We start from the raw sequence: 25,772 nt of genomic DNA, 5'->3' as shown, positions 1-25,772 counted from the left end.
GCGACGGGAGTACCCATAAGGTGACCTTCATGTCTGCCACGCTGAGTTCGACGAGAACCCGCGCCGCGCTCCGTACTTCGGCCCGTGTCTCCGGTGAGTTGCTGATGATCCTCGTGATGGCCGCGGCGGTCCTCTGGCTGCTGGGCCAGATGTGGTCGGTCGTCTGGCCGCTCATCGTGGGCCTGTTCCTCACCACACTGACGTGGCCCCTGGCTCGTTTCCTGCGCCGGTGCGGATGGCACCCCGCCCTGGCCGCGTCGGTGGTGACGGTGCTGTTCCTTCTGTTCGCCGCGGGCATCGTGGCGCTGATCGCGGTGCCGGTGGCGTCCCAGTCCGGGGAGCTGACCGACGGCGTGGTCGAAGGCATCCAGAAGCTGCGCGAGTGGGCCGCCGGGCCGCCGCTGAACGTCGGCGACGACCAGATCACCCGTGCCCTCGACAGCGCGATCGCCCGCGTCCAGGACAGCGTCGGCAGCATGGTCACCGCTGTCGCCACAGGAGTGAGCACCGTGTTCAACGGTGTGGTCACCGCCGTCCTCGCGCTCTTCCTGATGTTCTTCTTCCTCAAGGACGGACCGCGGTTCCTGCCGTGGCTCACCCGTCAGCTCCCCGGCCGGCTCGCCACCGACGTCCCGACCGTGGCCGCGCGCGGCTGGGAGACCCTGGGCGCGTTCGTGCGTTCCCAGGCATTCGTCGGCCTGCTCGACGCCGTCCTCATCGGCATCGGCCTGTGGATTCTGGGAGTACCCCTGGTGCTCCCGCTGGCGGTGCTGACGTTCGTATCGGCGTTCGTGCCGATCGTGGGCGCCCTGTTCGCCGGCCTGGTCGCGGTGCTCATCGCGTTGGTCTCGAACGGTCTGACAGACGCGCTGCTCGTGCTGGCCGTCATCGTCGTGGTGCAGCAGCTGGAGGGCAACGTGTTCCAGCCCATGATCCAAAGTCGCGGGCTCGGTCTGCACGCGGCGGTGATCCTGCTGGCGGTGACGTTGGGAGGCAGCCTGGCCGGAGTCGTGGGCAGCCTGCTCGCGGTACCGGTCGCCGCGCTGATCGCGGTGGTCTGGAACTACCTGCGCGAGCAGCTCGGCGACCCGTTGCAGGAGCCGGAGACGGACGAGCCGGCCGCAGGGGCCGCCGTCTTGTCGTAGCCGCCCCGATCGAGACCTGGTGAAGCAGGGCCCGTTGTTTCAAGGTGTTCATCTGTTGTGTGACGAGATGCCATAGGGGGCATCCGGGTGGTTCGACGGCGCCCACTGCAACTGCCCCGGTCCTGTCTGCGCTCCTCGTATCCAGTTGCTCGACAACCGAGGAGGAACTCATGACCGGTTGGCATGCTTTCACCACGACCTCGGGCGCAGGGCCCGTGTTCGACCCCTACCGGTTTCCCGGCGCGGTCGCCGACGAAGGTCCGGAGGCGACCACCCTCGGTCTTCTGGAGCCCGGCGACCTCCTGTGGCCCGCTCCCGACCGCGGTCGGGAGCGGGCCATGCCGCTCAAGCCGGCCGACCGGCGGCGTCTGGACCTGCACGCCGCGCTCACCACGGCGGGCATCGCGCCGCGGCCGGGCGATCTCGCCGCCATCGAGGCGCTGAGCACACTGGACGACACCACCCACACCGCACTCCAGCGATGGATCACCCGCAGCCCGTGAACCGCGGGCGGCAACCCACATCGCAGCGGAGAGCGCGGTGCCCGTTACGCGCGTGGGCGCCCGGCGTTCGCCGCAGGTGGAGGCCGACCGGACCTCATTACTCCGGACCTCCTTACTCCGGGATTCCTCCCATCTCGTCGGTTCCGAAACCCTCCCGGCTCGGCAGGCTCGTCGGCGGCGGGGTCCCGCCGGGCTGCTCCGGGGTCCGGCTCGGCTGCGCGGGCCCGCCGCCCCGGGCGGTGTCGCCGGTGAGCCCGTGCCGGCCGCCGATCTCGATCTTCCGGCGCCTCTCGTGTTCCGTCTGCGCTTTCGGGATCCGGACGGTGAGGACGCCGTCGGTCAGGTCGGCCGCGATCCTGTCACTGTCCGTCCCCGCCGGCACGCTCGTGCGGTAGGAGAACCTTCCGGTCCGCCGGCTCAGCACCTTGCCGCGCCTTTCCTCGCTCAGCTCTCCGGTGATCGAGAGCTCGTCGCCCTCGACCTCGATGTCGATACTCTCCGCGGGAACGCCGGGCAGCTCCGCCCGCACGACGTACGCGTTCTCCTCTTCCTCCTCCTCGGCCGTCGGCATCCACACGCTGCTCGTCCCGGCCGGTGCTGCGGCCTGTTCCAGGAGCCGCCCCATCCGGCTCCACATGTCCTCGAACTCGCTGAACGGGTCCCATGCCCGGTGCAGCTCCGGGGAGCCGCCTCCATGTCGTATCGGAAGGGTCATGGCCGCCTCCCACGTGCGATGCGATCTCGTGCGCCAAGCGGGTAACCGGCAGCCAGGGGGCTAAACGACCGCCCGGATGCTGCGCACCACGGCGGGCCCGGCGGCTCGGTCCTCCAAGGCGTCGCGTGAACTGGTGCGGGAGTGCGCAAATGGGTACAGGATGGCAAAGGCCCGAGAAGGGGCACCGGCTCGGTGCCAGGTGAGCACCCCGGCCCTGCGGGGCAGGAAGCCGGGCCTCCACCGCCTGGGCCGCGAAGAACATCTCCGGTGAGACTCGCGAGGGGCCGATCATGGGAGACCTGAGCAGCGTGACCGTAGGAGTGCTGGGATCCTACGGGGGGCGAAACGTGGGCGACGAGGCGATCCTCACCGCCATGCTGGACCGCATCCGGGCGGGCCGTCCGGACGCACACCTCGTCGTGTTCTCCCGCAATCCGGACGAGAGCCGCAGCACCTACCCGGACGTCGAGGTCGTGGGCTGGGAAGGCGTGTGCCGGGAGCGCATCTCCGAGCACCTGCGCCGGCTCAATGTGCTCGTGCTCGGCGGCGGCGGGATCCTGTACAACACCGAGGCGCGCCGCTATCTGCGGCTGGTCCGCACCGCGCAGGATCTCGGCGTTCCCGTCTTCACCTATGCCATCGGAGCCGGTCCGCTCACCGACGAGTCCGACTGCGCGTGGGTCCGCGCGACACTCGCCGACGCGGCCGAGGTGACGGTCCGCGACGAGGAGTCCAAGCTGGTGCTGGAGGAGGCCGGGCTGACCCGGCCCATCTCCGTCACCGCCGACCCGGCACTCCTGCTGGAACCCGGTGACAGCGGCGAGGAGCTGCTCCGGGCGGAGGCGGTGCCGCGCCGTGGGCATCTCGTGGGGATGAGCGTGCGTGAGCCCGGCCGGGCGGCCGAGCACCTCGACGAAGAGGGCTATCACCAGCTCCTCGGGAACGTGGCCGACTTCCTCGTCCACCGGCTGGACGGCCACATCGTCTTCGTTCCGATGGAACGTGACGACATCCGGCACGCGCACGGCGTGATCTCCCACATGACCCATGCCGAACGCTGTCAGGTGCTGCACGGGACCTACCGGCCGCAGCAGGTTCTCGACATCGTGAAGCAGCTGGACCTCGCCATCGGCATGAGACTGCACTTCCTGATCTTCGCCGCGCTCGCCGGGATCCCGCTGCTTCCCCTGCCCTACGCCGGGAAGGTGTACGACTTCGCCCAGCAGATCGGCGCCCCCGCCCTGCGGGGAGTGGTCAGAGAGGCCGCGGGCCCCCTCCTCGCGGAAGTGGACCGTCTGTGGGACGAGCGGCCCGCCCGCGTGGCACACACCGCCACCCGGACGGCAGCGATGAAATCGCGGGCGGCCGAGACCGCCGACCGGCTCCTCGCCTATCTCGACCACGCCGCTCCCCGGCCGCTCGCCTACCAGGCCGAACCGGCAGCCGCCTTCCGGACCGGCTGACCCGCACCACGAGCCCCCGATCCCCACGGAGGAACCGTGTCCTACCTGATGCCGCCCCGCGTGCCCCGGAACGTGGAGCTGCCCCCGCGTCAGGCGCTGCACGCCGGCTCCACCCAGGTACTGGTGATCGGCGGCGGCCCCGCCGGTATCGGCGCAGCTCTCGGCGCCTCCAACGCGGGCGCCCAGGTCACCCTTGTCGAGCGGTACGGATTCCTCGGCGGGAACGCCACCGCGGCGCTGGTGATGCCGCTGATGAGTTTCCACAACGAGGTCAAGCAGGCGGTCAGCGGCGACTCGGCACGTCTGCTGCCGCCCGACCACGGGGAGGGCGAGCCGGTCGTCGGCGGCGTGCTCTGGGTGCTGCTCGAGCAGTTGGTGCGCGCGCAGGCGGCGATCCGCCCCTCCCTGGAGACCGGTTACACCGTGCCTTTCGACGCGGAACTGTTCAAACTCGTGGTGTACGACCTTCTGGAGCAACATGAGGTCCGCACCCTGCTCCACGCGTTCGCCTCCGGTGTCGTGGCCATGCCGGACCGCGCGCGGGCGGTGTTCGAGACCAAGTCGGGGCCGATCGTCATCGACGCGGACGTGATCGTCGACTGCACCGGCGACGGCGACATCGCCGCTTCGGCCGGGGCCGCGTACGAGATCGGCCGGCCCGAGGACGGCTGGACGCAGCCGATGACGCTGATGTTCCGCATGGTCCGCTTCGACCACGAGGAATTCGCCGCGTACGCCCGGACCCACCCGGATCAGTGGAAGGGCGTGCACGGGCTGTGGGACCTGGTCCGCGAAGCCACCGATGCCGGGGAACTCGACCTGCCGCGCGAGGACATGCTGTTCTTCGCCACACCCAACACCGGCGAGGTGGCGGTCAACTCGACCCGCGTCACCGAAGTGCTCGGCACCAGTGTCTGGGACCTGACCCGTGCCGAGTTCGCCGCCCACCGGCAGATGGCGCAGATCGCCCGCTTCCTGCGCAGCCGCGTGCCGGGCTTCGCCGACTCGTACGTCGTGCAGAGCGGCGTCCAGGTCGGTGTCCGCGAGACGCGCCGGATCCAGGGCGCGTACCAGCTGACGGGCGAAGACGTTCTGAACGCCCGCAAGTTCGACGACGTCATCGCTCGCGGGGCCTATCCGGTGGACATCCACAACCCGAGCGGTCGCGGTACCACGCTCAAACGACTCCCGCGCGGTCAGTCCTACGACATCCCCCTGCGCTGCCTCTTCCCCACGGATGTGGACCGGGTCCTGGTCGCGGGCCGCTGCATCTCCGGCGACCACGTGGCCCACTCCTCCTACCGCGTCATGCCGATCTCCATGGCCACCGGGCAGGCCGCGGGTGTCTGCGCGGCCCTCGCGGCAGCCCAGGGAAAGCGCCCCCGGGACGTTCCGGCGGACGCGGTCCAGGCAGAACTCCGCTCCCAAGGCGCCAGCCTGTCGTGATGCCCGACGGGCACCGCCCAAGTGATCCGGTCCACGTCACGCGGACCTTCTTCTCGGAGCATGCCCCGGCGCAGGCGGAGCGGACGGCCTGCTCCTGGTGATCCCCGGCCCGGCGCCGGACCCGTTTGCCGGGTGCCTTCGGGCGAACAGCGCACCGAACACGTGGTGCGCGACGCGTCCGGTGGTACGCGCATGTGCATGGCCCCCAGGTCGTCGGACCCCCAGGAGCGCCCTTCCGGTGCGCCGCCCGCCGCACAGACGTCACGCGTGCCGGACGCGCTGCGGACGGCCGCCGCGTACGCCTGGCGGATCCTCGTGGTGGCCGCCGCCGTCTACGGTGTCTTCGCACTGCTGGGGCGGTTCCACGAGATCGCCGCGGCCGTGTTCCTGGGCCTCGTCCTCACCGCTGTGCTCCGGCCGGTGGCCGATCTGGCCGCACGCCTCCTGCCGCGTCCGCTCGCCGTCGCCGGCACGGTGCTGGGCAGCATCCTGCTCGTGCTGGGTGTGCTGGCACTCGTCGGCGAGGTGGTCTCAGGGGAGCGGACCACGCTCGTACGGGAGTTCCGCGACGGCATCGAGAGGATCGAGAACTGGCTGGAGCGGCCCCCGTTCCGCGTCGCCCCGGAGGCCCTCGGCGACATCCAGTCCCGCATCGGCCGGCTGCTGTCCAGCCACCGGTCCACCGTCGTCAGCGAAGCGCTGAGCGGCGCCGGACGGCTGGTCGAGGTGCTGACCGTGCTGGCCCTCGCGCTGTTCTGCTCCGTCTTCTTCATCCACTCCGGCGACCGCCAGTGGGGGTGGTTCTGCGACCAGTTGCCGGCCGCCGCCCGGGATCACGCGAGGGTGGCGGGCCGGGCCGCCTGGCGGACGTTCACCGGATACACCCACGGCATCCTGCTGGTGGCGGCCACCAACGCGATCCTGGTGGGGATCGCCCTCTTCGCGCTCGGGGTGCCGCTCGCGCTGCCCCTGGCCCTGCTGGAGTTCTTCGCCGCGTTCATCCCCCTCGTCGGTTCGCCCATCGCCCTCGCCGTCGCCGCGGTGGTCGCGCTCGCGGCCAAGGGCCCGCTGGTCGCGGCCGTGGTCGTCGCCCTGATCGTCGTCATCGGCCAGATCGAGGGGCACCTGCTGCACCCGATCGTGATGAGCTGGGCCGTCCGGCTGCATCCCCTGGTCGTCGCGCTGTCGGTCGTCGGCGGGGCTGTCGCCGCTGGTGTGGTGGGCGCGGTCGCCGCAGTGCCCCTGGTGGCCGTGGTCTGGTCGGTCCGTCAGGCGCTCCGGACCGCGCGCCTGTCCGGCGGGAACGGCTGACCGGCGCTCAGGGCACCGCCGCACCCCGCTCGTCGGAGGCGGCCAAGGCCCTGGCCAGCGGCATCCTGGCCAGGGCCAGGACACCGGCCACCACCAGCGCGACCCCCGCCGCCTCCGGCAGCAGCCACCAGCCGGTGCGGACGTGTTCCTCGAAGAGGAGGATGCCGAGACACAGGCTCACGGCAGCGTCGCCGAGGGTGAGCGCGGGTTGGGAGGCGACCAGCGGGCCCGCCTGCATCGCGTGCTCCAGCAGGAAGATCGCGGCCGCGCCGGTGGCCGCGAAGGCGTAGGTCTGCCAGGCCGTGAGGAACGCGCCGAGGCCGTGGTCGTCCAGGATGTGCACCGCCTCCTTCATCAGGGCCGCGGTGACGGCGTAACTGATAGCGGTGGCCGTGCCGAGGCAGGCCGCGCGGGCCCGGCCCTCCGGTCGGCGCAGGGCCGCTGCGGCGAGCGCGAGGACCACCGCGGCGCACACCGGCAGTGCGACGGCCCAGCGCTCCGCCGGCACATCGGTGCGGTTGCCCGACGGCGACGCGGCACCGAGAGCGATGCCGAGACCCACGACGACAGCGGCCAGCGCCACCCAGCCGGCGCGCGGCAGGCTTCCGTGCAGCAGCCGGGTCGCCAGGATCAGGGCGAGCGGCAGTTCGAGGACGAAGAGCGGCTGAACGATCGTCAGCGGCCCGGTCCCCAGCGCCACCGCCTGGCAGAGGCCCGCGACGACGACGGCGGCCATGCCGGCGAGCCAGACGGGCCGGCGCAGCAGATCCAGCATGAGACCGGCGCGGAAGCCCTGCGAACGCGGGACGTCGAGAGCCGCCTTGCGCTGCAGCACGGTGGCGAACGCGTTGCTGAGCGCCGCGGCGAGCGCGAAGAGCACCGGCAGCAGGGTGTGCACGTGTCGGCCTCCGGCAGTCGACGGGAGGGCGGGCTGCGGTGACCGCGGTACACCGTCGGCCTCGCGGACCCGGCCCGCTTCCTGCCATGGTGCCCACCGTCGGGCCGCGCCCGCGATCCGAGCCGGGCCGCGGCCCCCACGTGGCCGCCGCCCCTGATCCAGCCGTCCGGGAATCTTGGGGGAGCCCGGCGTGACGCCGTTCGTCCGCCCGGCGGACGCTCCGGCGCCCGCACGCTCGCCGTGGCTGCGGCGCCCGTGGCGGCGGGCACGGCCGCCCCTTGGCGAGGCCGCGCTCCGCGTCTGCTGCCATGGGTTCCTCGGCCCGAACACGGCGCGCGGCTGTTGCACCCTCCGGCCGGTTACGGCAGAGGCCGGCTCAGGTACTCGGCGACGCGGCTTCCCCACGTGCGGATGTCGGCGCGTGTCCGGGACACGTGGAGTTCGGCGCGCGGCAGGACATGCGCCAGGGTCTCCGCGGTGGACAGGGGGTGCCCCGGGTCATCCGCCCAGCCGAGGACCAGGACCGGCTGACGCAGCGTGGCGACCTCCGTGGGGCAGGGCAGATCGGACGCTGCCAGGCCGCGCAGGATGGCGGGCAGCAGCCGGTCGGGGGGCGTCGGAGGGAGCTCCGGAACGTCGGCCACGACGGCCGGGCGAGGTTGCTGTGCCCTGGCGGCGAGCCAGGCCTCCCGTCCCTCCCGTTCGACAGCGTCCGCGGATCTCCGATTCGCCCGCGCGTGCGCCGTGCGCGTCGTCCAGGCCGTCGGCGGGATGAGCAGAACCAGCCGGGAGAACCGGCCTGGCGCACGCACGGCGGCGTGCAGCACGGTGCCGCATCCCATCGACGCCCCCATGGCGACGGCAGGCTCCGAGGCGTCCAGGTGGTCGAGCAGGGCCAGCAGATCGTCGGCGAGCGACCGATAGGTGTAGTCGGAGTCCACGGGATCGCCGGTCGACCGACCGTGCCCCCGGGCGTCGTAGCGGACCAGACGATGCCCCGCCTTCACGACCGGCGCCCAGTCGAACAGGCCCATCCGGTCCTCGGCCGCCTGACTCACGAAACCGCCGTGCGCGTACACGGCGAGAGGGCCCTCACCGGCATCGTCGTAGACCAGCTCGGCCCGGCGATGTCCGAAGCGGCCCTCCCTCGTCGTGTGCCCGCCCATGTCACCAGCCTGACCTGGCCGCCGGGCGCCCGCCACCGAGTCGACGTGCGGGCCCCAGGCGTACGGGGCGAGCGTGTCTCACCCCCGGTCTCGCCTGCTGCCACGTGGAGGCGCCGGGCGTACCGCGTCAGGGGCCGTCGTGGACGAACGGTGCCCAGAGGGCCGGGTCGGTCGGGTGGGCCTCGCGCAGGACGGCGACCGCCCGGTGCAGGGCCACGGCCGCACCGGCGGCGTCCGTGTCGGCCAGGTGCCGGTAGAACGCCGCCGCGACGACCGGTGCCACGCGGTCCGGGACCGACCAGAGCGCGGCCACCACGTGCCGGAACCCCGCGGTGCGCAGCGCGGCGGCGGTGTGGATCGCCTCGTCCGGCAGTTGGCCGCTGCCCAGGCGCGTGTGGCAGGCGGACACAAACGCCAGCTCGGCGTCGTCCAGGCGCAGCTCGGAGAAGTCGGTCACGTTCATGTCCCCGTCGCGCAGGCAGAGTCCGGAGGTGGTGGGGGCGGTCATGTCCAGGGTCCCGTGACAGGCGAAGTGGACCCACGTGTGGCGGGGCAGCTGTGCGCGCACGGCCCGTACCGTGGCGGCGTCGCCGCTCAGCACCTTCACCCGCCGGCCGGCCGCCTCCCGCACCGCCCGCAACTCCTCGGCCACGTCGGGCAGGACGGTGTGGCCCCGGCGGGTGTCGGACAGGCCGACGGCGAGCAGCCCAGCGGAGCGGGAACGTCGTGCGCCCGCCCGCCACCGGCCCTTCCAGGGCCTGCTGCCCGGGTCGGGGGAGGGGCGGCCGCCGGCGGCTTCGGCGAGGGCGGACAGTGTGCTCGTGTACGACGACACGACGGCGTACGGCAGGCCGGCCGGTTCGGTCCGGTCGTGGAGCGAGCGGGGGTATTTTCCGGCCGCGTGCAGTGGCAGGATCACCAAAGAGGCCGTCGGGCACCACCACAGGCGCGGCGGCGACGTCGTCTTGTACGGCAGGCCCAACCGGTCGAGCACCGGGCGGGCGATCCGTTCCCACAGCCACTCCAGGGTGTTGTGCACCGTGTGCCGCGCGCGTTCCCGGGCCAGTCCGCCCGAGGAGGCCGCCTCGGAGAGGTGGGCGAGGTAGGTGTTGACGACACGGTCCGTCCCCGCCAGGTCGATCCCGGTGAGCGGCACCACCTCCACCCTGCCGCCGGGGAGCACGACGATCGCGTCGCAGCGGATCGCGCTGATGTTGACGACGACCACCGGACCGCCCGCGGCCGCGGCGGCGAGTTGGGCGAACCGCGGCGGAGCGAGGAAGCGCTCGAACCCCGGCAGGCTACGCACTCTGTCCACCAGCCGCCGCCAGCGCAGCACCAGCCGCATGCGTTCCTCGGCGTCCCGGTGGCCGCCGTCCGTCAGGGCGTCACGCACCTCTGCCAGCCCGGCCGCCAGAGCCGTGTCCCGAGCGGCGAGCCGGTCGAGATCCGCGCGCAGGTGCAAGGTGCCCCGCCATATGACCGACCGTCCCTGCTCCAGCAGTTCCACCGCCACGTCGGGCCGGCCGGCCGCGATCGCGATGGCGGCCGCGTCCCGGGGCAGGGCTGCCCCGTCGCGCAGACCCTGCTGCTGGTCATCGCGGTCGAGGCCCGCCCAGCCGAACTCCTGGAGCAGCGCCACACCGGCCCGCGCCCCTGCCAGCGCGTCGGCGACGTCCCCGCCCTCCCACGCGACGCCCGCCCAGATGCGGGCGGCGACGAGACGGTCCCGGACCGGCGACCCCGGCGCTCCCGCCGCGGCGCGGACCGCCGCGAGCGCGGCCACGCGGTCGGGCGCGGCACCCTTTTCGCCCCCTTTCGCCTCCCCTTGTGCGCTGTCCTGCGCGCTGTCCCGCGCGGCCTCGGCCAAGAGACACCGGGCGATCAGCGCGCCCGCCAGTCCCGTCATGACCTCGGCGTAGACCATGGCCGACTCGTCGCAGAGGGCGGCCGCCGTGGTGAACGCCTCCACCGCCTCCGCCACGGCCGCGTCCCTGCGGTCGTCGTCCTCCTCCGTACCGAGGAGCAGCCGGCCGAGCGTGCGCTGCGCCTCCACCACCGGACCGGTGCCCTCGGCGGCGGCCACCGCCTGCCGAGCCGCCTGCACGGCGCCGTCCCGGTCCTCGGACTCCAGCAGGGCGGCGGCCAGGCGCAGCAGAAGCACCGACTGCGCGGTGTGGCCCTCGGGCAGGGCCGAGAGCGCACGCCGGACGGCGGCCGACGTGCCGTCCCCCTCCACCGTGTACGCGGACTGCACGAGCGCCTCCGCCTGGCCTGCGACGTGGGGCGCCTGCGTCTGCTGCTCCTCCTGTGCCCGCCGCGCTGCTCGTGCCGCTTCCCGGGCCGCCTGTGCGTCGGCGCCGCGACCGGTCAGGTCGGCACGCCCGCGCAGTGCGGTGGCGAGGTTCGTGGCCGCGGCGATCCGGTGATGCGGCTCGTCGGCCTCGGCGTACGCGGTGCGCAGCAGGACGACGGCGGCGCCCAGGTCCTCCACGCTCCCGCGGCGTCCGCCGCGCACCAGAAGGGCCATTCCGCAGTTGATCCGCCCGACGACGTCAGGGAACCGCTCGACCGCCGCGCGTCCCCATGCGACCGCCTCGTCCAGGATCCGGCCCGCGTCCCACTCCGCCCCGTTCTCCGTCTCCGAGTCCGCTCCGGCCTCCATGTCCGCGCGGAAGTGGGCCAGGGTCGACAGAACGGCGCACAGTGCCGATTCGAGCTCCGCCCGTTCGCGTGCCCCGGCCCCGGCGCCGGGGCGCTCCAGCGTCTCCCGCCCGATGCCGACGGCCTCCTTCGCCCACGCCGCCTCGCCGGTGGCCTCGAAGCGGCGGCGCAGCAGGGCGACGGCCGGGCGGGCCGCGCCGCAGCGGTCGGGGTGGTCGGGCGCGAGGTCCGACCACACGGTCACCGCGACCGCCGCCGCTTCCTCGAGGTCGGCCATGTGCCCCCGCAGGTCGTACCGGTGTGCGAGGAGGTCCCGCAGCTCGCCCTGGAGCGTTCCACGCAGCGGATGCCCTGGAGGCGCGGCCCGGACGGCTTCCCGGTGGACGTTCACCGTCCGTACGAGAGCGGCGTCGTCACCGGTCAGCTCGAACGCCCGGAACGCCGCGACGGCGACCGCTCGCAGCACCACGGGGTCCTCGACGGGGCCGTCTGCCCCCGGACGGAATCGGAGCCGTTCCAGGTTGGCGGCCGCCTGCTCGTGTCCCGCCGCCGCGGCGGCGGCGAACCAGCGCTCGGCCGCCGGGTCGCCCGCGTTGTACAGCAGGACGCCGAGATTGTTGGCCGCCTCCGGATGCCCCGCGTCGTGCGCGCGGGCGTACCAGTCGCGTGCCTCGTCGATGCGACCGGCCCGTTCCGCCAACAGCCCCAGGTTGTACGGCCCGTTGGCGTCGCCGTATGCCGTCGCCTCGAGGAACGCCTGCCGGGCCTCCGCCGTACGGCCCTGGCGGTCCAGCTCTGCTCCCCGCACTGCCGACCGCCATCCGGCCGCCCCGTCGTGCCCATCCATCGGTCCTCCCCCTCGGCCGCCCGAAGGGCCCCAACTCCCCCGGGAGACAACCCGATCAGCATCCCAGGGCGGGCCCCCTCCCACCGGGTTTCTCCCAAAAGGCTCAGCCCTTCGGGCGGGGAGGAATGGGTCCTTGGACCGGAGCCGCGAAGCGGCGGAGTTCTCTGAGCATCTGTTCTGACGTGCACTTTCTTCCGTTGTCAGTAGGGGCTGTTAGGTTCGGATCATGCCGACCGCAGTGACAGCCGAGACGGGGGCCGGGCACGCCCGGTACACCTGCCGGTTGCGCGTGTCGCAGACCGCGAAGGCGGGACTTGAAGCCGAGTGGGCGCGCTGTCGCTGGGTGTGGAACGAGTGCGTGGCCGTGTCCCACCGCGTACATGCCTACAACAAGGCCACCGGGCAGAACACGACGTGCGGTCCGGCACAGCTCGACAAGATGCTGACCGAGGCCCGGCGGGGCATGGCCTGGCTGCGGGAAGGTGCTTCGGTGCCGCAGCAGCAGATCATCCGGGATTTCGCCAAGTCCCGCGCGAAGGCGCTCAAGGACATCAAGGCGCAGCTGCCGATGCGGCAGCGGGCTCGGATGCCCCGGATCAAGCGGAAGCGCGAGGCCGCGCCGTCGCTGAACTACACGCAGCGCGGATTCCGCATCAAGGACGGCCGTCTGCACCTGGCGGGCGGGATCGTCCTGACCGTGGTGTGGTCCCGCGACCTGCCGTCCCCGCCCGGCAGCGTGCGCGTCTAGCGGGACAGCCTCGGACACTGGTACGCCTCGTTCGTCGTCGCCACCGAGGCCGAGCCGCTGCCCCCCACGGGCCGGGCAATAGGCATCGACTGGGGTGTGAAGGAGACCGCCACTACCACCTCCGACACCCACGACCTGCCGCACGCCCAGCACGGCAAGACGGCCGCCGCGAAGCTGGCGCGGTACCAGCGGATGATGGCTGGGCGCGCAACGCCGAGGAACCGGCCCGACACGAACGGCTACCGCAAGGCCCGGCAAGCGGCTGCAAAGGCCCACCGGAAGATCGCCCGGCAGCGGCAGGACACCTGCCGCAGATGGGCCAAGACCGTCGTCCGCGACTTCGACGTGATCGCGGTGGAGGACTTCCGGCCGAAGTTCCTCGCGAAGACCACCATGGCGCGCAAGGCGGCCGATGCCGCTATCGGCGCCACGAAAACGGCGTTGGCCGAGATGGCCCGTAAGCACGGCCGGACCGTGCACCTCGTACACCCCGCGCACACCACGATGGACTGCGCGCAGTGCGGAGCGAGAGCCAAGCACGCACTCCCCCTCTCCGAAAGAACGTATACGTGCACCGCGTGCGGAGCCGTCTCGCCACGAGACAAGAACTCCGCCCGCGTGATGCTCGTCCGGGCTGGTCTCAACCCGGCTAGTACTGATCTTGTAAGCCCTGCCACCTGCTAGGTGCCAGGCGAAGTGAGCTAGGAATCCCCTCCCTTCAGGGAGGGGAGGTTTCAATAGAGTGTGGCCATGTCCGACGACGCAGCGTCCCCCTATCTCGCCACGGCAGACTTCGAGTGGACCGAGCGCGCCTTCCGGCTCCTGGAGTCGCAGCAGCTGACGGTGTCCCGGCACGGCGCGGGCGGCGTCCCCGGATACGTGGTGAGCGGGCCCTGTCCGCGGTGCGGGCACCACTTCACCGACCGTCAGGTCCTGGTCGCGCTGGCCGGGCTCTCCGGGCCCGACCGGCACGAGCACGGGGGCGTCGTCCCGGCGGCGGTCGTCCTCGACGTCACCTGCGGCTGCGGCTCGGCGCACGACGACGCGCCGGAGGGGACCGCAGGCTGCGGCGCCAGCTTCCGGATCGAGCTGGTCACCGAATGACGCTCAGGCCCCGCCTGCCGCAGCGCCCTCCTTCGGCCACGGACCTCGCCGAACGCGACCGCTTCCGGGAGTTGGTGCGTTCGTCGCTGCCCGGCGTCCGCGCGGCGGCCGAGGCCTGGCGCAACGGGCTGGCCGCCTTCATCACGCTTCTCGGCGCGGCCATCGTGGTCAAGGGCCCGGCCACCACCGCCGACATGACGACGGGCTGGCGGGCGGCGGTCACCCTGCTCGTCGGCGGCGGGCTGGCGCTGGCCGTGGTCGGCCTGTGGCACGCTTTGGCCGCTCAGGCCGGTACCCGGCCGCTGGCGGTCACCCTGGCCGACATCCACCGCGACCACGGATCCCTCGACGGCTTCGAGGTCGCCACCGCGAAGTGGTCCGCCCGCAGGCTCACCCTTGCGCGGCGGGCTGTCGCCGTGGCCCTGGCGCTGCTGTTCACCGGCACGGCGCTCACGTGGTGGGCGCCCAGCACACAGCGTGGTTCGGTGAAGGTGACCCACGGCGAGGAGACCACGTGCGGCACCCTGCTGTCGGCGGACGGCGGCCGGCTGCGCATCGCGGTCAGGGGCCAGGCCCGTCCCACGGTCGTCGCGCTCACGGCGGTCCGGAACTTGTCGGTGACCCCCACCTGCCCATGAGGCGGGCGGGGCGGCGCTCGCGGCTCGTGCGGAGCCGAGGAAGGCGATCCGGCGGCGGCCGAGTCCAGCAGTGGCCGACCGCCGTGCGCGCGGCGGGGTCAGACGTGCGCGGTGCCGCCGCCGTTCCCCATGGCTTGAGCGATCCGGCGGTTGCTCTCGTGCCAGACGTCTTCGGGAACCCTGGGCAGCACGTCGTCCCACAGCGGGAGACACGTACCCCGAAGCTGCATCATCCCCTCCGGCCGCGCGATCAGGAACATGTGCAGATGCGCTCCTCCGTCACCCCACTTGTTCACATGCACCCGGGCGACGCCGCCCAACGACATGATCGCCTGCTCCACCCGCTGGAGCATGGCCCCCAGCTCGGCAGCCCGTTCCGGCGGCAGATCGTACAGGTCGTGATGGCCACGAGGCTGGAGGAGCACCATCGCCGGGAGCGCCGCCGGCTCAGGCAGCCCCTCCAGCCGCCAGTGGTCGTCGGTCCACAAGAAGTCCGCGTCGGGGCGCTTGCAGGCATCGCAGTCGTCCGGCCCGGCCTCGCCGTGTCGAGGCGGCTCCGGCAGTGTCGGTTCCTCCAGAACCTTGATCCGTATGTCCCCCTCGTAAGGGAACACCTCCCAGAACGGGATGCCCTCCGCGGGGAACGGGATCCGCTTCCCGATCGGCAACCGCTTCACGTACTCGCTCGGTTCGACGCTCATGCCGAACAGCCTCGCACGACGCCGTGTTGAGCACCGTGGAGGGCTGCCGGAGGACTCTCGCCGGCTTCACCGCCGTGGGTCTGTCCGCGCACTCCACCGGGCGGACAGCTGGTGAGGCGCGTCGGTATCGACATACGCGACAGGCAGCTACATAAGCAATTTTCCGGTCATCGTGCTCCATGCTGGTTAGTGCCGCGTCAGGCCCCGCCCCGCGGCGCGCCCCTCGTCGGGGCGGTATGTGCAAGGTGCAGACCGACCGGAGGACCATGTACAGGCAGCAGGATCACACCCGTCCAACCCCTCGCACGCGGCGTGCCGTTCTCGGTGCCGGGATCGCGGCAGCCGGATCCGCACTGCTCGCCGCCTGCTCTGGCGGCGAGGCCGGCCCCGCAGGCGGTGCCGGAAGGGAAGCCCCCGGTCCAGGCGCCGGAGGTTCCGTTCCGGGGGACGGCAAGAAGGTCCCGCCCACCTGGACACCCAGTCCCGAAGGGAAGCTCCGCCACCGCACCTTCACGGCCACGCCGGCCACGGTCGAGATCGGCGGCGGACGCACCGTCAGGACCTCCGTCTACAACGGCGAACTGCCCGGCGAGGAGGTGCGGATCACCGCCGGCGACATGCTCGAGCTGACGCTCGCCAACCATCTGCCCGAACCCACCACGGTGCACTGGCACGGCATCGCCCTGCGCAACGACATGGACGGCGTGCCCGACGTGACACAGCCGCCCATCAGAGCGGGCGGAGACTTCACCTACCGCTTCCGGACACCGCACCCCGGGACGTACTGGTTCCATCCACACCTGGGCCTCCAGGTCGACCGCGGCATGTACGCGCCGCTGATCGTGGACGATCCCAACGAGCCCCTCGAGTACGACGCGGAATGGATCGTCCTGTTGGACGACTGGCTCGACGGGGTCGACGGCTCCACCTCCGAGGACGTCTTCGACCAGCTCCGCAAGGGCAAGCCCGCCATGGGCCACGGCTCCGCACACCGCGGGCACGACGGCGGTGACCAGCCCGTGCGGCCGAAACCCTCCGGAGGAGTCGCTGCCGGGTACGGGCCGCCCGGGGCCCGTACGCCGGAGCAGCACGGCGCGTCGCCCTCACCGAGGGCGACGAGACGCCCCAACCGGCTGATGACGGGCGCCCACAGCCCCCTGCTCGGCGGCCACGCGGGCGATGTCGCCTACCCGCACTACCTGATCAACGGGCGCACGCCCGACGACCCGACCCAGTTCAGGGCCAGGCCCGGCGACCGGATCCGGCTGCGCCTGATCAACGCGGGCGCCGAGACACCGTTCCGCGTGGCACTCGGCGGCCACCGGATGACGATCACCCACAGCGACGGCTTCCCCGTACGCCACCACCGGACCGACGCCCTCCTCGTCGGCATGGGCGAACGGTACGACGTACTGATCACCGCGAAGGACGGTGTCTTCCCGCTCACCGCACTGGCCGAGGGCAAGAACGGTGCCGCCATGGCCGTCCTGCGCACAGCCGGCGGTGCGCTGCCCGGCCCCGACGCCCGCCCGGCCGAGCTGAGGCGAGTCGTCCTTCCCTCGGCCCGCCGGCTCAAGCCCCACGAATCCGTCGAGCTCGACCGGCGCAGGCCCGACCGCATCGTCAAAGTCACCTTCACCGGCGACATGAAGGACTACGACTGGGGGACCGATCACCGCCCCTACACGCCCGACGTCGTCCACCGGGTCGAACACGGCGAACGCGTACGGCTCGTGGTCATCAACGCGACCGACATGTGGCACCCGGTCCATCTCCACGGCCACACCTACGCCCTCGCCGGCATCGACTCCCACGGCGCCCGCAAGGACACCGCCACCGTCCTGCCCCACAACAAGCTCGTGCTCGACTTCGACGCCGACAACCCCGGCCAGTGGATGCTCCACTGCCACAACCTCTACCACTCGGAATCCGGGATGATGACCACCATCGCCTACGACCCCTGATCCGTACGCCGACGGCCTGGAACGCGGCAGAGGCGCGTCGGGCACGCCGCGCATCTGCCCGGGCGGTTCGCGGGTTACCGTCGGCGGCATGGACGGTGATCGTGGTGGGTGGCGTCAATGTCTGCTCGGCGGCGTGGTGTTCGCGGTGTGCATGGCCGGCACCACGCTGCCGACCCCGCTCTACTCCCTCTACCAGGCGAAGTTCGGGTTCGACGAGCTGACCGTGACCGTCGTGTACGCCGTGTACGCCTTCGGGGTCATCGGTGCGCTGCTGCTGGCGGGCAACGCCTCGGACGCCGTGGGCAGGCGGCCGGTCCTGCTGGCCGGCCTGGGATGCGCGGCGGCGAGCGCCGTCTGCTTCCTGTGTGCCACCGGGCTGGGCTGGCTGTATGCGGGGCGGTTGTTGTCGGGTCTGTCCGCCGGTCTGTTCACCGGTGCCGCCACGGTGTACGTGCTGGAGCTGGCGCCCGCGGGCGGCGCCTCCCGCGCCACGTTCGTGGCGACCGCCGCCAACATGGGCGGGCTGGGATGCGGCCCGCTGCTCGCCGGAGTGCTCGCGCAGCACGCCTCGTGGCCCCTGTACCTGCCGTTCGCCGTACACCTCGCACTGGTGGCCGGGGCGGCCGCCGTCCTGCTCAGGCTGCCGGAGACCGTGGCCGTACGGCGTCCGCCGGCCACCGTACGGCCGCAGCGGCCCGGCCTGCCCCCGCAGGTCCGTGCGGTGTTCGGGCCGGCGGCGACCGCCTCGTTCGTGGGCTTCGCGCTGTTCGGGGTGTTCACGTCGGTCAGCCCGGCGTTCCTCGCGCAGTCCCTGGACGTGCACGACCACGCCGTGAGCGGACTGGTTGTCGCGCTCGCCTTCTTCGCATCGACCGCGGGGCAACTGGCGGTCGGCCGGGCCGGCGTGGCGCGATCGCTGCCGCTGGGCTGCGCAGGGCTCTTCGCGGGGCTGGCGCTGCTGGCGGGAGCGTTGCGCTGGGACCTGCTGCTCTTGGTGGTGCTGAGCGCGCTCGTCGGTGGCGTCGGGCAGGGGCTGGCCTTTCGTGGGGCGCTGTCCGCGGTGGCCGAGGCGTCACCCCCGGACCGTCGCGCGTCTGTGGTCTCGACCCTGTTCGTGGTGGCGTACGCGGGTATCTCGGTGCCGGTGATCGGTGTCGGGGTACTGGTGGGTCCGATCGGCCTGGAGGGTGCGGGGCTCGTCTTCATCGCCTGCATGGCCGCCCTGGTGACGACCGCGGTCGCCTACCTGCTGCGGCGTCCGGTACGGGCGCGAACGTGAGCACGCCGGACGGGGCGCCCGTCCTGGTCCGGGCGCGAACGGCGTCGCCCTGAATCTGGGCGTGGACGGCGTCGCCCTGAATCTGGGCGTGGACACGCGGACGTCAGCGTCCACGGCGGTCTCGCCGTTCGGGGCGGCGCGGTGCCGACGAAGTCCCCGAAGGCGTGGCACACCCGTGCGTTGACAGCGCCGCACAGGCATCCAGATACTGACTGAAGGTTCAGTCAGTATCTATCGCTGCCGCACCAGGAGGCACCATGTCCGACCTCCCCACCGAGCTGGTTCCGTTCACCCCCGAGCAGCGTGGCATCGTCGAGCTCACCCGTGCCTTCGCCCGCGAGGAGATCCGCCCGCGGGCCCGCTCCGTGGACGAGGCCGATGTCGAGACGCCCTGGGACCTGTGGCGCAAGGCCGCGAAGGTCGGCATCACCGGCTTCATGCTTCCCGAGGAGTACGGAGGCGGCGGATTCACGGACGTCTTCACCCAGTGCCTGGTGCAGGAGGAGCTGTGCGTCGGCGACCTCGGCATCGGCAATCTGCTCTGCTCCAACGGTTTCTTCGCCGATCCGCTGCTCGCACTCGGCACCGAGGAGCAGAAGCGCACCTGGCTCACCCCGCTGACCGGCCCCGACACCCCCATGACCGCCCTGGCCGCCACCGAGCCCGGCGCGGGCTCCGACGCTGCGTCGATCGTGACAACAGCGACCCGCACGGACGGGGGATACCTGCTGAGCGGCCAGAAGGCGTGGATCTCCAACGCGGGGGAGGCCGAGCAGTACGTCGTCTTCGCCAAGACGGACCCGGCACAGCGCTCCCGGGGCGTCACCGCATTCCTCCTCGGCAAGGACACCACCGGGGTCACCTTCGGCGAGCCGATGCGGAAGATGGGCCAGCGCGCCATCGTCTGCCGGGAGATCTTCTTCGCCGACGCCTTCGTGCCCGAGGAGAACCGCCTCGGCGGGGAGGGGCAGGGCTTCCACGGGCTCATGCGCACCTTCGACATCTCGCGCGCCGTGCTGGGCGCGGCGGCGACCGGCGTGGCCAGGGCCGCGTACGAGTACGCCCGCGACTACGCCCGTACCCGGCAGCAGTTCGGCAAGCCGATCGTCGAGCACCAGGCGGTGGCGTTCCGGCTCGCCGACATGCGGACACGCATCGAGCAGGCCCGGCTGATGACCTGGCGCGCGGCCAAGCGCCTCGACGCCGGTCTGACCGCGACGACCGAGGCCGCCATGGCCAAGCTGACGGCCTCGGAGACGGCCGCGTACTGCACCTGGGCGGCGGTGCAGACGCTGGGAGGCTGGGGCTACTCGCGCGAGTACCCGGTGGAGCAGTGGATGCGGGACGCCAAGCTGGAGGAGATCGAGGAGGGCACCTCGGACATCATGCGGCTCGTGATCTCGAGGGGCCTGTGATGACCCCGGCCCTCACCGGAGGCGAGGCCCTCGCCCGCGCACTGGCCGCACACGGCGTCACCCAGGCCTTCGGCATCCCCGGCACCCACAACCTGGAGCTCTACCGGCACCTCCAGCCGTACGGCATCGGGCACGTGAACACCCGTCACGAGCAGGGCGCGGGGTACGCGGCCGACGCGTACGCCCGGGTGAGCGGCCGGCCCGGTACCGCGATCACCACCACCGGGCCCGCACTGCTGAACATCGCGGCGGCGGTGGGCCAGGCCTACTCCGACAGCGTGCCGCTGCTCGTCGTCTCGCCCGGCATGCCGCTGCGGCACCCCCGGCAGTCCACCGGCCTCCTGCACGAAATGCGCAGCCAGACACAGGCATTGCGGGGCGTCGCGGCCTTCAGCCACCGGGTGGCGTCCGTCGACGAGATCGGTGCGGCGGTGGCCCGTGCCTTCACGCTGTTCCGCGGGGAGCGGCCACGCCCGGCGCACATCGAGGTACCGCTGGACCTGCTGGAGACCGCGCAGCCGGTGGGCGCGACACGGCTCGCGCCGCCTCTCGCGCCACCGGCGCCGCACGAGGCGGCCGTGGGGGAGGCGGCGGACGCCCTGCGCGGGGCGCGCCGTCCGGTGCTGGCCCTCGGCGGAGGAGCACGGGCAGCGGCCGCCACCTGCCTGGCCATCGCCGAGGAACTGGGGGCGCCGGTGGTGACCACCGCCAACGGCAAGGGCGTGGTGGACGAACGCCACCCGCTGTCGCTGGGCGTGTCGCTGCACAGCCCGGCCGTGCAGAAGTGGCTCGCGGACCGTGACGTGGTCCTCGCCGTCGGCACGGAGCTGGCCGAGTCCGACGTCTGGGGCCCGCTGCCGGCCCTGACGGGCACCCTGATCCGCGTCGACGTGGACCCCGCCCAGATGTACGCGGGCCTCCCGGCGGACGTGGCCCTGGTGGGCGACGCGCGCCCCCTGCTGGACGCACTGCTCGCCGCGTACCGCGAGCGAGAACCGCGACAGGGCGCCGAACCCGCCGGCGTCACCGCGCTGCGCGCCGCGCGCGACGACGAGACGCGCACCCGGGACGCGCGCTGGGCGCCGTACCTCCGGGCCATGCGCCGCGTCCTCGCCGAGGACGCCGTCATCACCTCCGACAGCGCCCAGTGCTGTTACTACGGCGCCCTGCCCCATCTCTCCATCGGCCCCGAAGGCCGCTATCTGCACCCCACCGGTTTCGGCACCCTCGGCTACGCCCTGCCCGCCGCGATCGGCGCGAAGACCGCATGCCCCGAGCGGCAGGTCGTCGCGCTCAGCGGCGACGGCGGTCTGCAGTTCTCCGTGCAGGAGCTCGCCACCGCCGCCCAGCTCGGACAGCCGCTCCCCGTCGTGGTCTTCGACAACGGCGGCTACGGCGAGATCCGCGAGGAGATGGCGGCCCGCGGGGACAGCCCCAGGGCAGTCGACCTGCCGCCCGTCGACCTGCCCGCGCTCGCCCGCGCCTACGGCGGGCACGGCACGGCGGTCCGCTCGCCGGAGGAGCTCGCCGGCGCCCTGGCCGACGCGCTGGACACCCCCGGACCCACCATCGTCACCGTTCCCGAGGAGACCCCCCGATGACGACCAGCCCTCTCATCTCCCTCACCTGGACGGACCATGTCACCGGCCGCCAGGGCCATCTGGTGATCGACCGGCTCGTACGCGGCGTGTCCAGCGGCGGGCTGCGCATGCGCGAGGGCTGCACCCTCGACGAGGTCACCGGGCTGGCCCGGGGCATGACGATGAAGGAGGCCCTCCACTACGACCCCCGGAACCGGTACATCCCGCTCGGCGGGGCCAAGGGCGGCATCGACTGCGACCCGCGCGACCCCGAGGCGTACGGGGTGCTGGTGCGCTACCTGCGGGCGATGCGCCCGTACATCGAGCGCTTCTGGACCACCGGCGAGGACCTCGGCCTCACCCAGGACACCGTCGACAGAGCGGCGGCCGAGGCCGGTCTGGTCTCCTCCGTCCAGGCCGTCTACCCGCTGCTCGACGACGAGGCCGCGGCACGGCGCCGGCTCGCGGACGCCTTCGCCGTGGAGGTGGACGGCATCGGGCTCGACGAGCTGGCGGGCGGCTGCGGGGTCGCCGAGTCGGTGCTGACGGCGCTGGACCGGGCCGGTGTCTCCCACGAGGGCACCCGCGTCTCCGTCCAGGGCTTCGGCACGATGGGCGGGGCGACCGCCCGTTTCCTGGCACGGGCCGGGCTGAAGGTGGTCGCCGTGGCGGACGTCAAGGGAACGATCGCCAATCCGGAGGGCCTGGACGTGGAGGCGCTGCTGGCCGCGCGCGACACGTACGGGACCGTGGACCGCACCGCCCTGAGACCGGGCGACACCGAACTGCCCGGCGACGCCTGGCTGTCCGCGGACGCCGAGGTGCTGGTCCCGGCCGCCGTCTCGTACGCGGTCGACACGGCCAACCAGGCGCGGGTCACGGCCCGCTGGATCGTCGAGGCCGCCAACATGCCGGTGCTGCCGGACGCCGAGGACCTGCTGTCGGCGCGCGGGATCACCGTCCTGCCCGACGTGGTCGTCAACTCCGCCACCAACGCCTGGTGGTGGTGGACGCTCTTCGGCGACATCGGCGCCGACGCGGACGAGGCGTTCACCCACATCCGGCGCTCCATGCGCGCCCTGGTCGAGCAGGTGCTGACGCGGGCCGAGCGGGACGGGACCAGCCCGCGCGCCGCGGCACACGAGGTCGTGGCGGACCGGCTGCCCGTCATCGCCGAGCGCCTCGGCTGGTACGCATGAGCCTGGACGCCCTCTTCGACCCGCGCTCCGTCGCCGTCGTCGGAGCCTCCGCCAACCCGGCCAAATGGGGCTACTGGCTGGCGTCCGGCGCCCTCGCCGGACGTTCCCGGCGCACCGTCCACCTGGTCAACCAGCGGGGCGGCGGGCTCGACGGCGTGCCCTTCCTGCCCGGCCTCGACTGCCTGCCGACCGTCCCCGAGCAGGTCGTGGTGGCGGTGCCGCCGCAGCAGGTGCGGCCCGTGGTCGTCGAGGGACTCATGGCGGGCGCACGGTGCTTCACCGTGATCACGTCCGGCGGGGCAGGCCCCGACGAGGAACGCGAACTCGCCGCCCTCGTCACCGCCCGCGGCGGGCGGCTGCTCGGCCCGAACTGCATGGGCGTCGTCGACACCACCACCGAACTCAGGCTCAGCTGGGGCGACTTCCCGGCGGGCGCGGTGGGGCTCGTGTCCCAGAGCGGCAACCTCGCGCTCGAGATCGGCCGACTCCTCGCACGCGCCGGGCAGGGCTTCTCCCGTTTCGTCTCGCTCGGCAACCAGCGCGACATCGACGCGGCGGACGCGCTGGACACACTCATCGCGCACGACGCGACACGGGTCGTCGCCGCATACGTGGAGGACTTCCGCGACGGGCGCCGCCTGGCCCGCACCCTGGCCACCGCCCACGCGGCAGGGAAACCCGTCCTGCTGCTGTCGCTCGGCCGCAGCGAGGCATCCGGGCGCGCGGCGGCCTCCCACACAGGAGCGCTGGTGAGCTCCCGGGCGGTCGTGGAGGCGGTGTGCCGCGACACGGGAGCGCTGCTGCTGGAGTCGGCGGGCGAACTCGCGGACACGGCGGTGCTCCTGACCGCGGCGGGCCGCCGCATCGGGCACGCCAGGACGCGCGCCGTCCGTGACGCCGGGGCCGGCGGGCCGTCGTCACCGGCCCCGGCCGACGGAGCCCCTTCGCAGGCCCGCGGACGACGAGCCCTGCGCGTCGCCGTCGTCGGCGACAGCGGGGGCCAGGGCGCGCTGGCCGCCGACGCGCTGGCCGCCCGCGGGCTCCACGTCCCCGCACTGGGCGAAGCCACCCGCGCCGCCGTCGCCCGGCACCTCCCCGGCCGGAGCGGATGCGGCAACCCCGTCGACCTCGCGGGCGCCGGGGAGGCCGACCTCCGCAACTACGCCCGCATCACACGGGCGCTGCTCGACGGCGGGGACACCGACGCCACCGTCCTCACCGGCTACTTCGGCGACTACGCCACCGCCAACCCGGACCAGGCCCGCCAGGAGTGCGAGGTCGCCCGGGAGTTGGGGGAGGCCGCACGACAGTCCGGCCGACTGCTCGTCGTCCACACCATGGCCAGGGACACCCCGGCCCTGACGGTGCTCAGAGAGCACGGCGTACCGGTCTACGAGCGCATCGAGCAGGCCGCGGCCGCCCTGGCCCGAGCGGCACGGCAGGACCGGACGACACAGCAGGCGCCACCCCGGCTGCCGCCCCCCGCCCCGGACCCCCTCACCGACGGGGACTACGAGACCGTCCGTACGCTCCTCGGATCCCGCGGACTCGCCTTCCCCGCCGCGGAGTTCGTCACCACCGCCGACGAGGCCGCCACCGCCGCCCGCCGCACCGGATACCCGCTCGCCCTCAAGGCAATGGGCCTGGCCCACAAGACCGAGGCGGGCGGGGTGGCCCTGGGCATCGCCGACGAGACCGCGCTGGGCACCGCCTTCGCCCGGATGCGTGACTCCACGGGCGCCACTCGGTACGCGGTCGAGGAGATGGTCGCCCACCAGCACTCCGTCGAACTCATCGCGGGGGTCCGGCGCGACCCGGCGTTCGGGCCCGTCGCCATGGTCGGTCTCGGCGGGCTCACCGCCGAGCTGCTCGCCGACACCGCGCTCGCCCTCGCCCCCCTCACTCCGGGACGCGCCCGCGACCTGCTGCTCTCGCTGCGCCACGCACCGCTGCTCACCGGCTGGCGCTGCGCCCCCGCCGTCGATCTCGACGCCGCCGCACACGCGCTGTGCGCACTGGCGCGGGCCGCGGCCGAACACCCCGAGCTCACCGAACTGGAAGTCAATCCGCTGCTCGTCCACCCGGGCGGCGCGGTCGCCCTCGACGCCCATGGAGTGGTGACATGACCTCGGAATCCGGCCGCTTCGCGGACCGTACCTACATCGTGACCGGCGGCGGCAGCGGCCTCGGCCGCGCGATCGCACTCGCGCTGAGCGCCGAGGGCGCGCGGGTCGCTGTCGCGGGCCGGACCCCGGAGCGGCTGGAGGAGACGGTCGCCCTGGTCGAGAACGCCGGCGGCGAGGCCCTCGCGGTGCCGACGGACGTACGGGACCCCGAGGCCGTGGACGCGCTGGTGACCGCGGCGGTGGAGCGCTTCGGCCGGCTGGACGGCCTGGTCAACAACGCGGCCGGCAACTTCGTCGTGCCGGGCATCGACCTCTCCCCGGGCGGCTGGCGGGCGGTCGTGGACATCGTCCTCAACGGCTCGTACTACTGCACCCGGGCGGTCGCCCGCAGGCTGCGCGAGCAGGGCACGGGCGGATCCGTCCTGTCAGTGATCGCCGCCTACGCCTGGCACGGACACCCGGGGACCGTCCACTCGGCCGCCGCGAAGGCCGGTGTCCTGGCCATGACCCGGACCCTCGCGGTGGAACTCGCCCCGCTGGGCATCCGGCTGAACTGCATAGCCCCGGGCCCGACGGAGACGGCAGGCGCCGGCGCGGCCCTGTGGGCCACCCCCGAGGCGCGCGAGGAGGTCCTGGCCACGGTTCCGGCGGGCCGGTTCGCCGACCCCGCGGAGATCGCGGACGCGTCGCTGTTCCTGCTGGGCGAGGGGGCGTCGTACCTGACGGGCGAGTGCCTGACGGTGGACGGCGGCCAGTGGCTGGGCAAGCAGGTGTACGGGCGCACGGGCGCCTGATGCTTCGACCGGAAAGGTTCTGCCGGGTCTGGACAGGCGAAGCTCCGTGCGGAGACCTCTGCCGGC

General features: G+C 72.9%; 19 protein-coding genes and 1 pseudogene. 15 read left to right on the top strand and 5 right to left on the bottom strand.

The window, feature by feature from the left end; genetic code table 11:
* Positions 1-29: 29 nt before the first annotated feature.
* Together ACWD0A_RS12810 and ACWD0A_RS12805 are read left to right on the top strand one after the other, a co-directional pair.
* On the top strand, positions 30-1,145 hold the full coding sequence (locus ACWD0A_RS12810; protein ID WP_451297371.1) for an AI-2E family transporter: 1,116 nt from the start codon (positions 30-32) through the stop codon (positions 1,143-1,145).
* Between the two features lie 170 nt (positions 1,146-1,315).
* Complete coding sequence (locus ACWD0A_RS12805; protein ID WP_451297369.1) at positions 1,316-1,648, top strand: hypothetical protein; 333 nt, start codon at positions 1,316-1,318, stop codon at positions 1,646-1,648.
* Positions 1,649-1,760: 112 nt separating this feature from the next.
* Here the strand turns inward: ACWD0A_RS12805 and ACWD0A_RS12800 are convergent, their stop codons facing one another.
* A complete protein-coding gene (locus ACWD0A_RS12800) occupies positions 1,761-2,363 on the bottom strand; it encodes an Hsp20/alpha crystallin family protein (protein ID WP_451297367.1) in 603 nt (200 codons plus the stop codon).
* 290 nt (positions 2,364-2,653) lie between these two features.
* Between ACWD0A_RS12800 and ACWD0A_RS12795 the strand changes: the two genes are divergently transcribed.
* From ACWD0A_RS12795 to ACWD0A_RS12785, 3 genes are all read left to right on the top strand, one after another.
* Positions 2,654-3,826: a polysaccharide pyruvyl transferase family protein gene (locus tag ACWD0A_RS12795; protein WP_451297365.1), complete on the top strand. Its 1,173-nt coding sequence runs from the start codon at positions 2,654-2,656 to the stop codon at positions 3,824-3,826.
* Between the two features lie 36 nt (positions 3,827-3,862).
* A complete protein-coding gene (locus tag ACWD0A_RS12790) occupies positions 3,863-5,272 on the top strand; it encodes an FAD-dependent oxidoreductase (RefSeq protein WP_451297363.1) in 1,410 nt (469 codons plus the stop codon).
* Between the two features lie 192 nt (positions 5,273-5,464).
* Positions 5,465-6,583: an AI-2E family transporter gene (locus ACWD0A_RS12785; protein WP_451297555.1), complete on the top strand. Its 1,119-nt coding sequence runs from the start codon at positions 5,465-5,467 to the stop codon at positions 6,581-6,583.
* A gap of 7 nt (positions 6,584-6,590) precedes the next feature.
* Here ACWD0A_RS12785 and ACWD0A_RS12780 read toward each other — a convergent pair whose 3' ends face one another.
* From ACWD0A_RS12780 to ACWD0A_RS12770, 3 genes are all read right to left on the bottom strand, one after another.
* Positions 6,591-7,481, bottom strand: coding sequence for a DMT family transporter (locus tag ACWD0A_RS12780; protein WP_451297361.1), 891 nt, complete (start codon positions 7,479-7,481; stop codon positions 6,591-6,593).
* Positions 7,482-7,840: 359 nt separating this feature from the next.
* Positions 7,841-8,647, bottom strand: a complete 807-nt coding sequence (locus tag ACWD0A_RS12775) for an alpha/beta fold hydrolase (protein WP_451297359.1) — start codon at positions 8,645-8,647, stop codon at positions 7,841-7,843.
* Positions 8,648-8,774: 127 nt separating this feature from the next.
* Positions 8,775-12,158, bottom strand: a complete 3,384-nt coding sequence (locus ACWD0A_RS12770; RefSeq protein WP_451297357.1) for a CHAT domain-containing protein — start codon at positions 12,156-12,158, stop codon at positions 8,775-8,777.
* A gap of 226 nt (positions 12,159-12,384) precedes the next feature.
* On the opposite strand from ACWD0A_RS12770, the pseudogene ACWD0A_RS12765 reads away from it, so the two are divergent.
* The 3 genes and pseudogenes from ACWD0A_RS12765 to ACWD0A_RS12755 all read left to right on the top strand — a co-directional run bounded on the left by ACWD0A_RS12765 (position 12,385) and on the right by ACWD0A_RS12755 (position 14,648).
* A pseudogene (locus ACWD0A_RS12765) lies at positions 12,385-13,590 on the top strand (RNA-guided endonuclease InsQ/TnpB family protein).
* A gap of 66 nt (positions 13,591-13,656) precedes the next feature.
* Positions 13,657-14,010 (top strand): hypothetical protein, encoded by a 354-nt coding sequence (locus ACWD0A_RS12760; RefSeq protein WP_451297355.1) that lies wholly within the window; start codon positions 13,657-13,659, stop codon positions 14,008-14,010.
* Positions 14,007-14,648, top strand: a complete 642-nt coding sequence (locus tag ACWD0A_RS12755) for a hypothetical protein (protein WP_451297353.1) — start codon at positions 14,007-14,009, stop codon at positions 14,646-14,648. The genes ACWD0A_RS12760 and ACWD0A_RS12755 overlap by 4 nt, the downstream gene beginning before the upstream one ends.
* A gap of 98 nt (positions 14,649-14,746) precedes the next feature.
* Here ACWD0A_RS12755 and ACWD0A_RS12750 read toward each other — a convergent pair whose 3' ends face one another.
* Positions 14,747-15,349: a hypothetical protein gene (locus ACWD0A_RS12750; protein WP_451297351.1), complete on the bottom strand. Its 603-nt coding sequence runs from the start codon at positions 15,347-15,349 to the stop codon at positions 14,747-14,749.
* A gap of 266 nt (positions 15,350-15,615) precedes the next feature.
* On the opposite strand from ACWD0A_RS12750, the gene ACWD0A_RS12745 reads away from it, so the two are divergent.
* The 7 genes from ACWD0A_RS12745 (at position 15,616) to ACWD0A_RS12715 (ending at position 25,706) form a co-directional block, all read left to right on the top strand.
* Positions 15,616-17,313, top strand: a complete 1,698-nt coding sequence (locus ACWD0A_RS12745) for a multicopper oxidase family protein (protein WP_451297349.1) — start codon at positions 15,616-15,618, stop codon at positions 17,311-17,313.
* Positions 17,314-17,401: 88 nt separating this feature from the next.
* The gene (locus ACWD0A_RS12740) at positions 17,402-18,592 is read left to right on the top strand and encodes an MFS transporter (protein WP_451297347.1); all 1,191 of its coding nucleotides are present in this window, start codon (positions 17,402-17,404) and stop codon (positions 18,590-18,592) included.
* Between the two features lie 257 nt (positions 18,593-18,849).
* Complete coding sequence (locus ACWD0A_RS12735) at positions 18,850-20,007, top strand: acyl-CoA dehydrogenase family protein (RefSeq protein ID WP_451297345.1); 1,158 nt, start codon at positions 18,850-18,852, stop codon at positions 20,005-20,007.
* Entirely contained in the window at positions 20,007-21,608 is a 1,602-nt protein-coding gene (locus tag ACWD0A_RS12730; protein WP_451297343.1) for a 5-guanidino-2-oxopentanoate decarboxylase, read from the top strand. Before ACWD0A_RS12735 ends, ACWD0A_RS12730 begins: the two co-directional genes overlap by 1 nt.
* Positions 21,605-22,786, top strand: a complete 1,182-nt coding sequence (locus tag ACWD0A_RS12725) for a Glu/Leu/Phe/Val dehydrogenase dimerization domain-containing protein (RefSeq protein WP_451297341.1) — start codon at positions 21,605-21,607, stop codon at positions 22,784-22,786. Before ACWD0A_RS12730 ends, ACWD0A_RS12725 begins: the two co-directional genes overlap by 4 nt.
* The gene (locus ACWD0A_RS12720) at positions 22,783-24,912 is read left to right on the top strand and encodes an acetate--CoA ligase family protein (RefSeq protein ID WP_451297339.1); all 2,130 of its coding nucleotides are present in this window, start codon (positions 22,783-22,785) and stop codon (positions 24,910-24,912) included. Before ACWD0A_RS12725 ends, ACWD0A_RS12720 begins: the two co-directional genes overlap by 4 nt.
* Positions 24,909-25,706 carry a glucose 1-dehydrogenase gene (locus ACWD0A_RS12715; protein ID WP_451297337.1) on the top strand — a complete coding sequence of 266 codons (798 nt, stop codon included), beginning with the start codon at positions 24,909-24,911 and terminating at the stop codon, positions 25,704-25,706. Before ACWD0A_RS12720 ends, ACWD0A_RS12715 begins: the two co-directional genes overlap by 4 nt.
* Positions 25,707-25,772 lie beyond the last annotated feature (66 nt).

This window comes from Streptomyces sp. NPDC002867, from assembly GCF_053591895.1.
The sequence above is the reverse complement of the archived record's forward strand: the minus strand, read 5'-3'. Positions and strand labels throughout refer to the sequence as shown.

What these genes read in the sequence shown, in the direction of transcription:
- ACWD0A_RS12810 (WP_451297371.1), top strand. Translation starts at nt 30, where the DNA reads ATGTCTGCCACGCTGAGTTCGACGAGAACCCGCGCCGCGCTCCGTACT.
- ACWD0A_RS12805 (WP_451297369.1), top strand. Translation starts at nt 1,316, where the DNA reads ATGACCGGTTGGCATGCTTTCACCACGACCTCGGGCGCAGGGCCCGTG.
- ACWD0A_RS12800 (WP_451297367.1), bottom strand. Translation starts at nt 2,363, where the DNA reads ATGACCCTTCCGATACGACATGGAGGCGGCTCCCCGGAGCTGCACCGG.
- ACWD0A_RS12795 (WP_451297365.1), top strand. Translation starts at nt 2,654, where the DNA reads ATGGGAGACCTGAGCAGCGTGACCGTAGGAGTGCTGGGATCCTACGGG.
- ACWD0A_RS12785 (WP_451297555.1), top strand. Translation starts at nt 5,465, where the DNA reads ATGTGCATGGCCCCCAGGTCGTCGGACCCCCAGGAGCGCCCTTCCGGT.
- ACWD0A_RS12775 (WP_451297359.1), bottom strand. Translation starts at nt 8,647, where the DNA reads ATGGGCGGGCACACGACGAGGGAGGGCCGCTTCGGACATCGCCGGGCC.
- ACWD0A_RS12770 (WP_451297357.1), bottom strand. Translation starts at nt 12,158, where the DNA reads ATGGATGGGCACGACGGGGCGGCCGGATGGCGGTCGGCAGTGCGGGGA.
- ACWD0A_RS12760 (WP_451297355.1), top strand. Translation starts at nt 13,657, where the DNA reads ATGTCCGACGACGCAGCGTCCCCCTATCTCGCCACGGCAGACTTCGAG.
- ACWD0A_RS12755 (WP_451297353.1), top strand. Translation starts at nt 14,007, where the DNA reads ATGACGCTCAGGCCCCGCCTGCCGCAGCGCCCTCCTTCGGCCACGGAC.
- ACWD0A_RS12750 (WP_451297351.1), bottom strand. Translation starts at nt 15,349, where the DNA reads ATGAGCGTCGAACCGAGCGAGTACGTGAAGCGGTTGCCGATCGGGAAG.
- ACWD0A_RS12745 (WP_451297349.1), top strand. Translation starts at nt 15,616, where the DNA reads ATGTACAGGCAGCAGGATCACACCCGTCCAACCCCTCGCACGCGGCGT.
- ACWD0A_RS12740 (WP_451297347.1), top strand. Translation starts at nt 17,402, where the DNA reads ATGGACGGTGATCGTGGTGGGTGGCGTCAATGTCTGCTCGGCGGCGTG.
- ACWD0A_RS12735 (WP_451297345.1), top strand. Translation starts at nt 18,850, where the DNA reads ATGTCCGACCTCCCCACCGAGCTGGTTCCGTTCACCCCCGAGCAGCGT.
- ACWD0A_RS12730 (WP_451297343.1), top strand. Translation starts at nt 20,007, where the DNA reads ATGACCCCGGCCCTCACCGGAGGCGAGGCCCTCGCCCGCGCACTGGCC.
- ACWD0A_RS12725 (WP_451297341.1), top strand. Translation starts at nt 21,605, where the DNA reads ATGACGACCAGCCCTCTCATCTCCCTCACCTGGACGGACCATGTCACC.
- ACWD0A_RS12720 (WP_451297339.1), top strand. Translation starts at nt 22,783, where the DNA reads ATGAGCCTGGACGCCCTCTTCGACCCGCGCTCCGTCGCCGTCGTCGGA.
- ACWD0A_RS12715 (WP_451297337.1), top strand. Translation starts at nt 24,909, where the DNA reads ATGACCTCGGAATCCGGCCGCTTCGCGGACCGTACCTACATCGTGACC.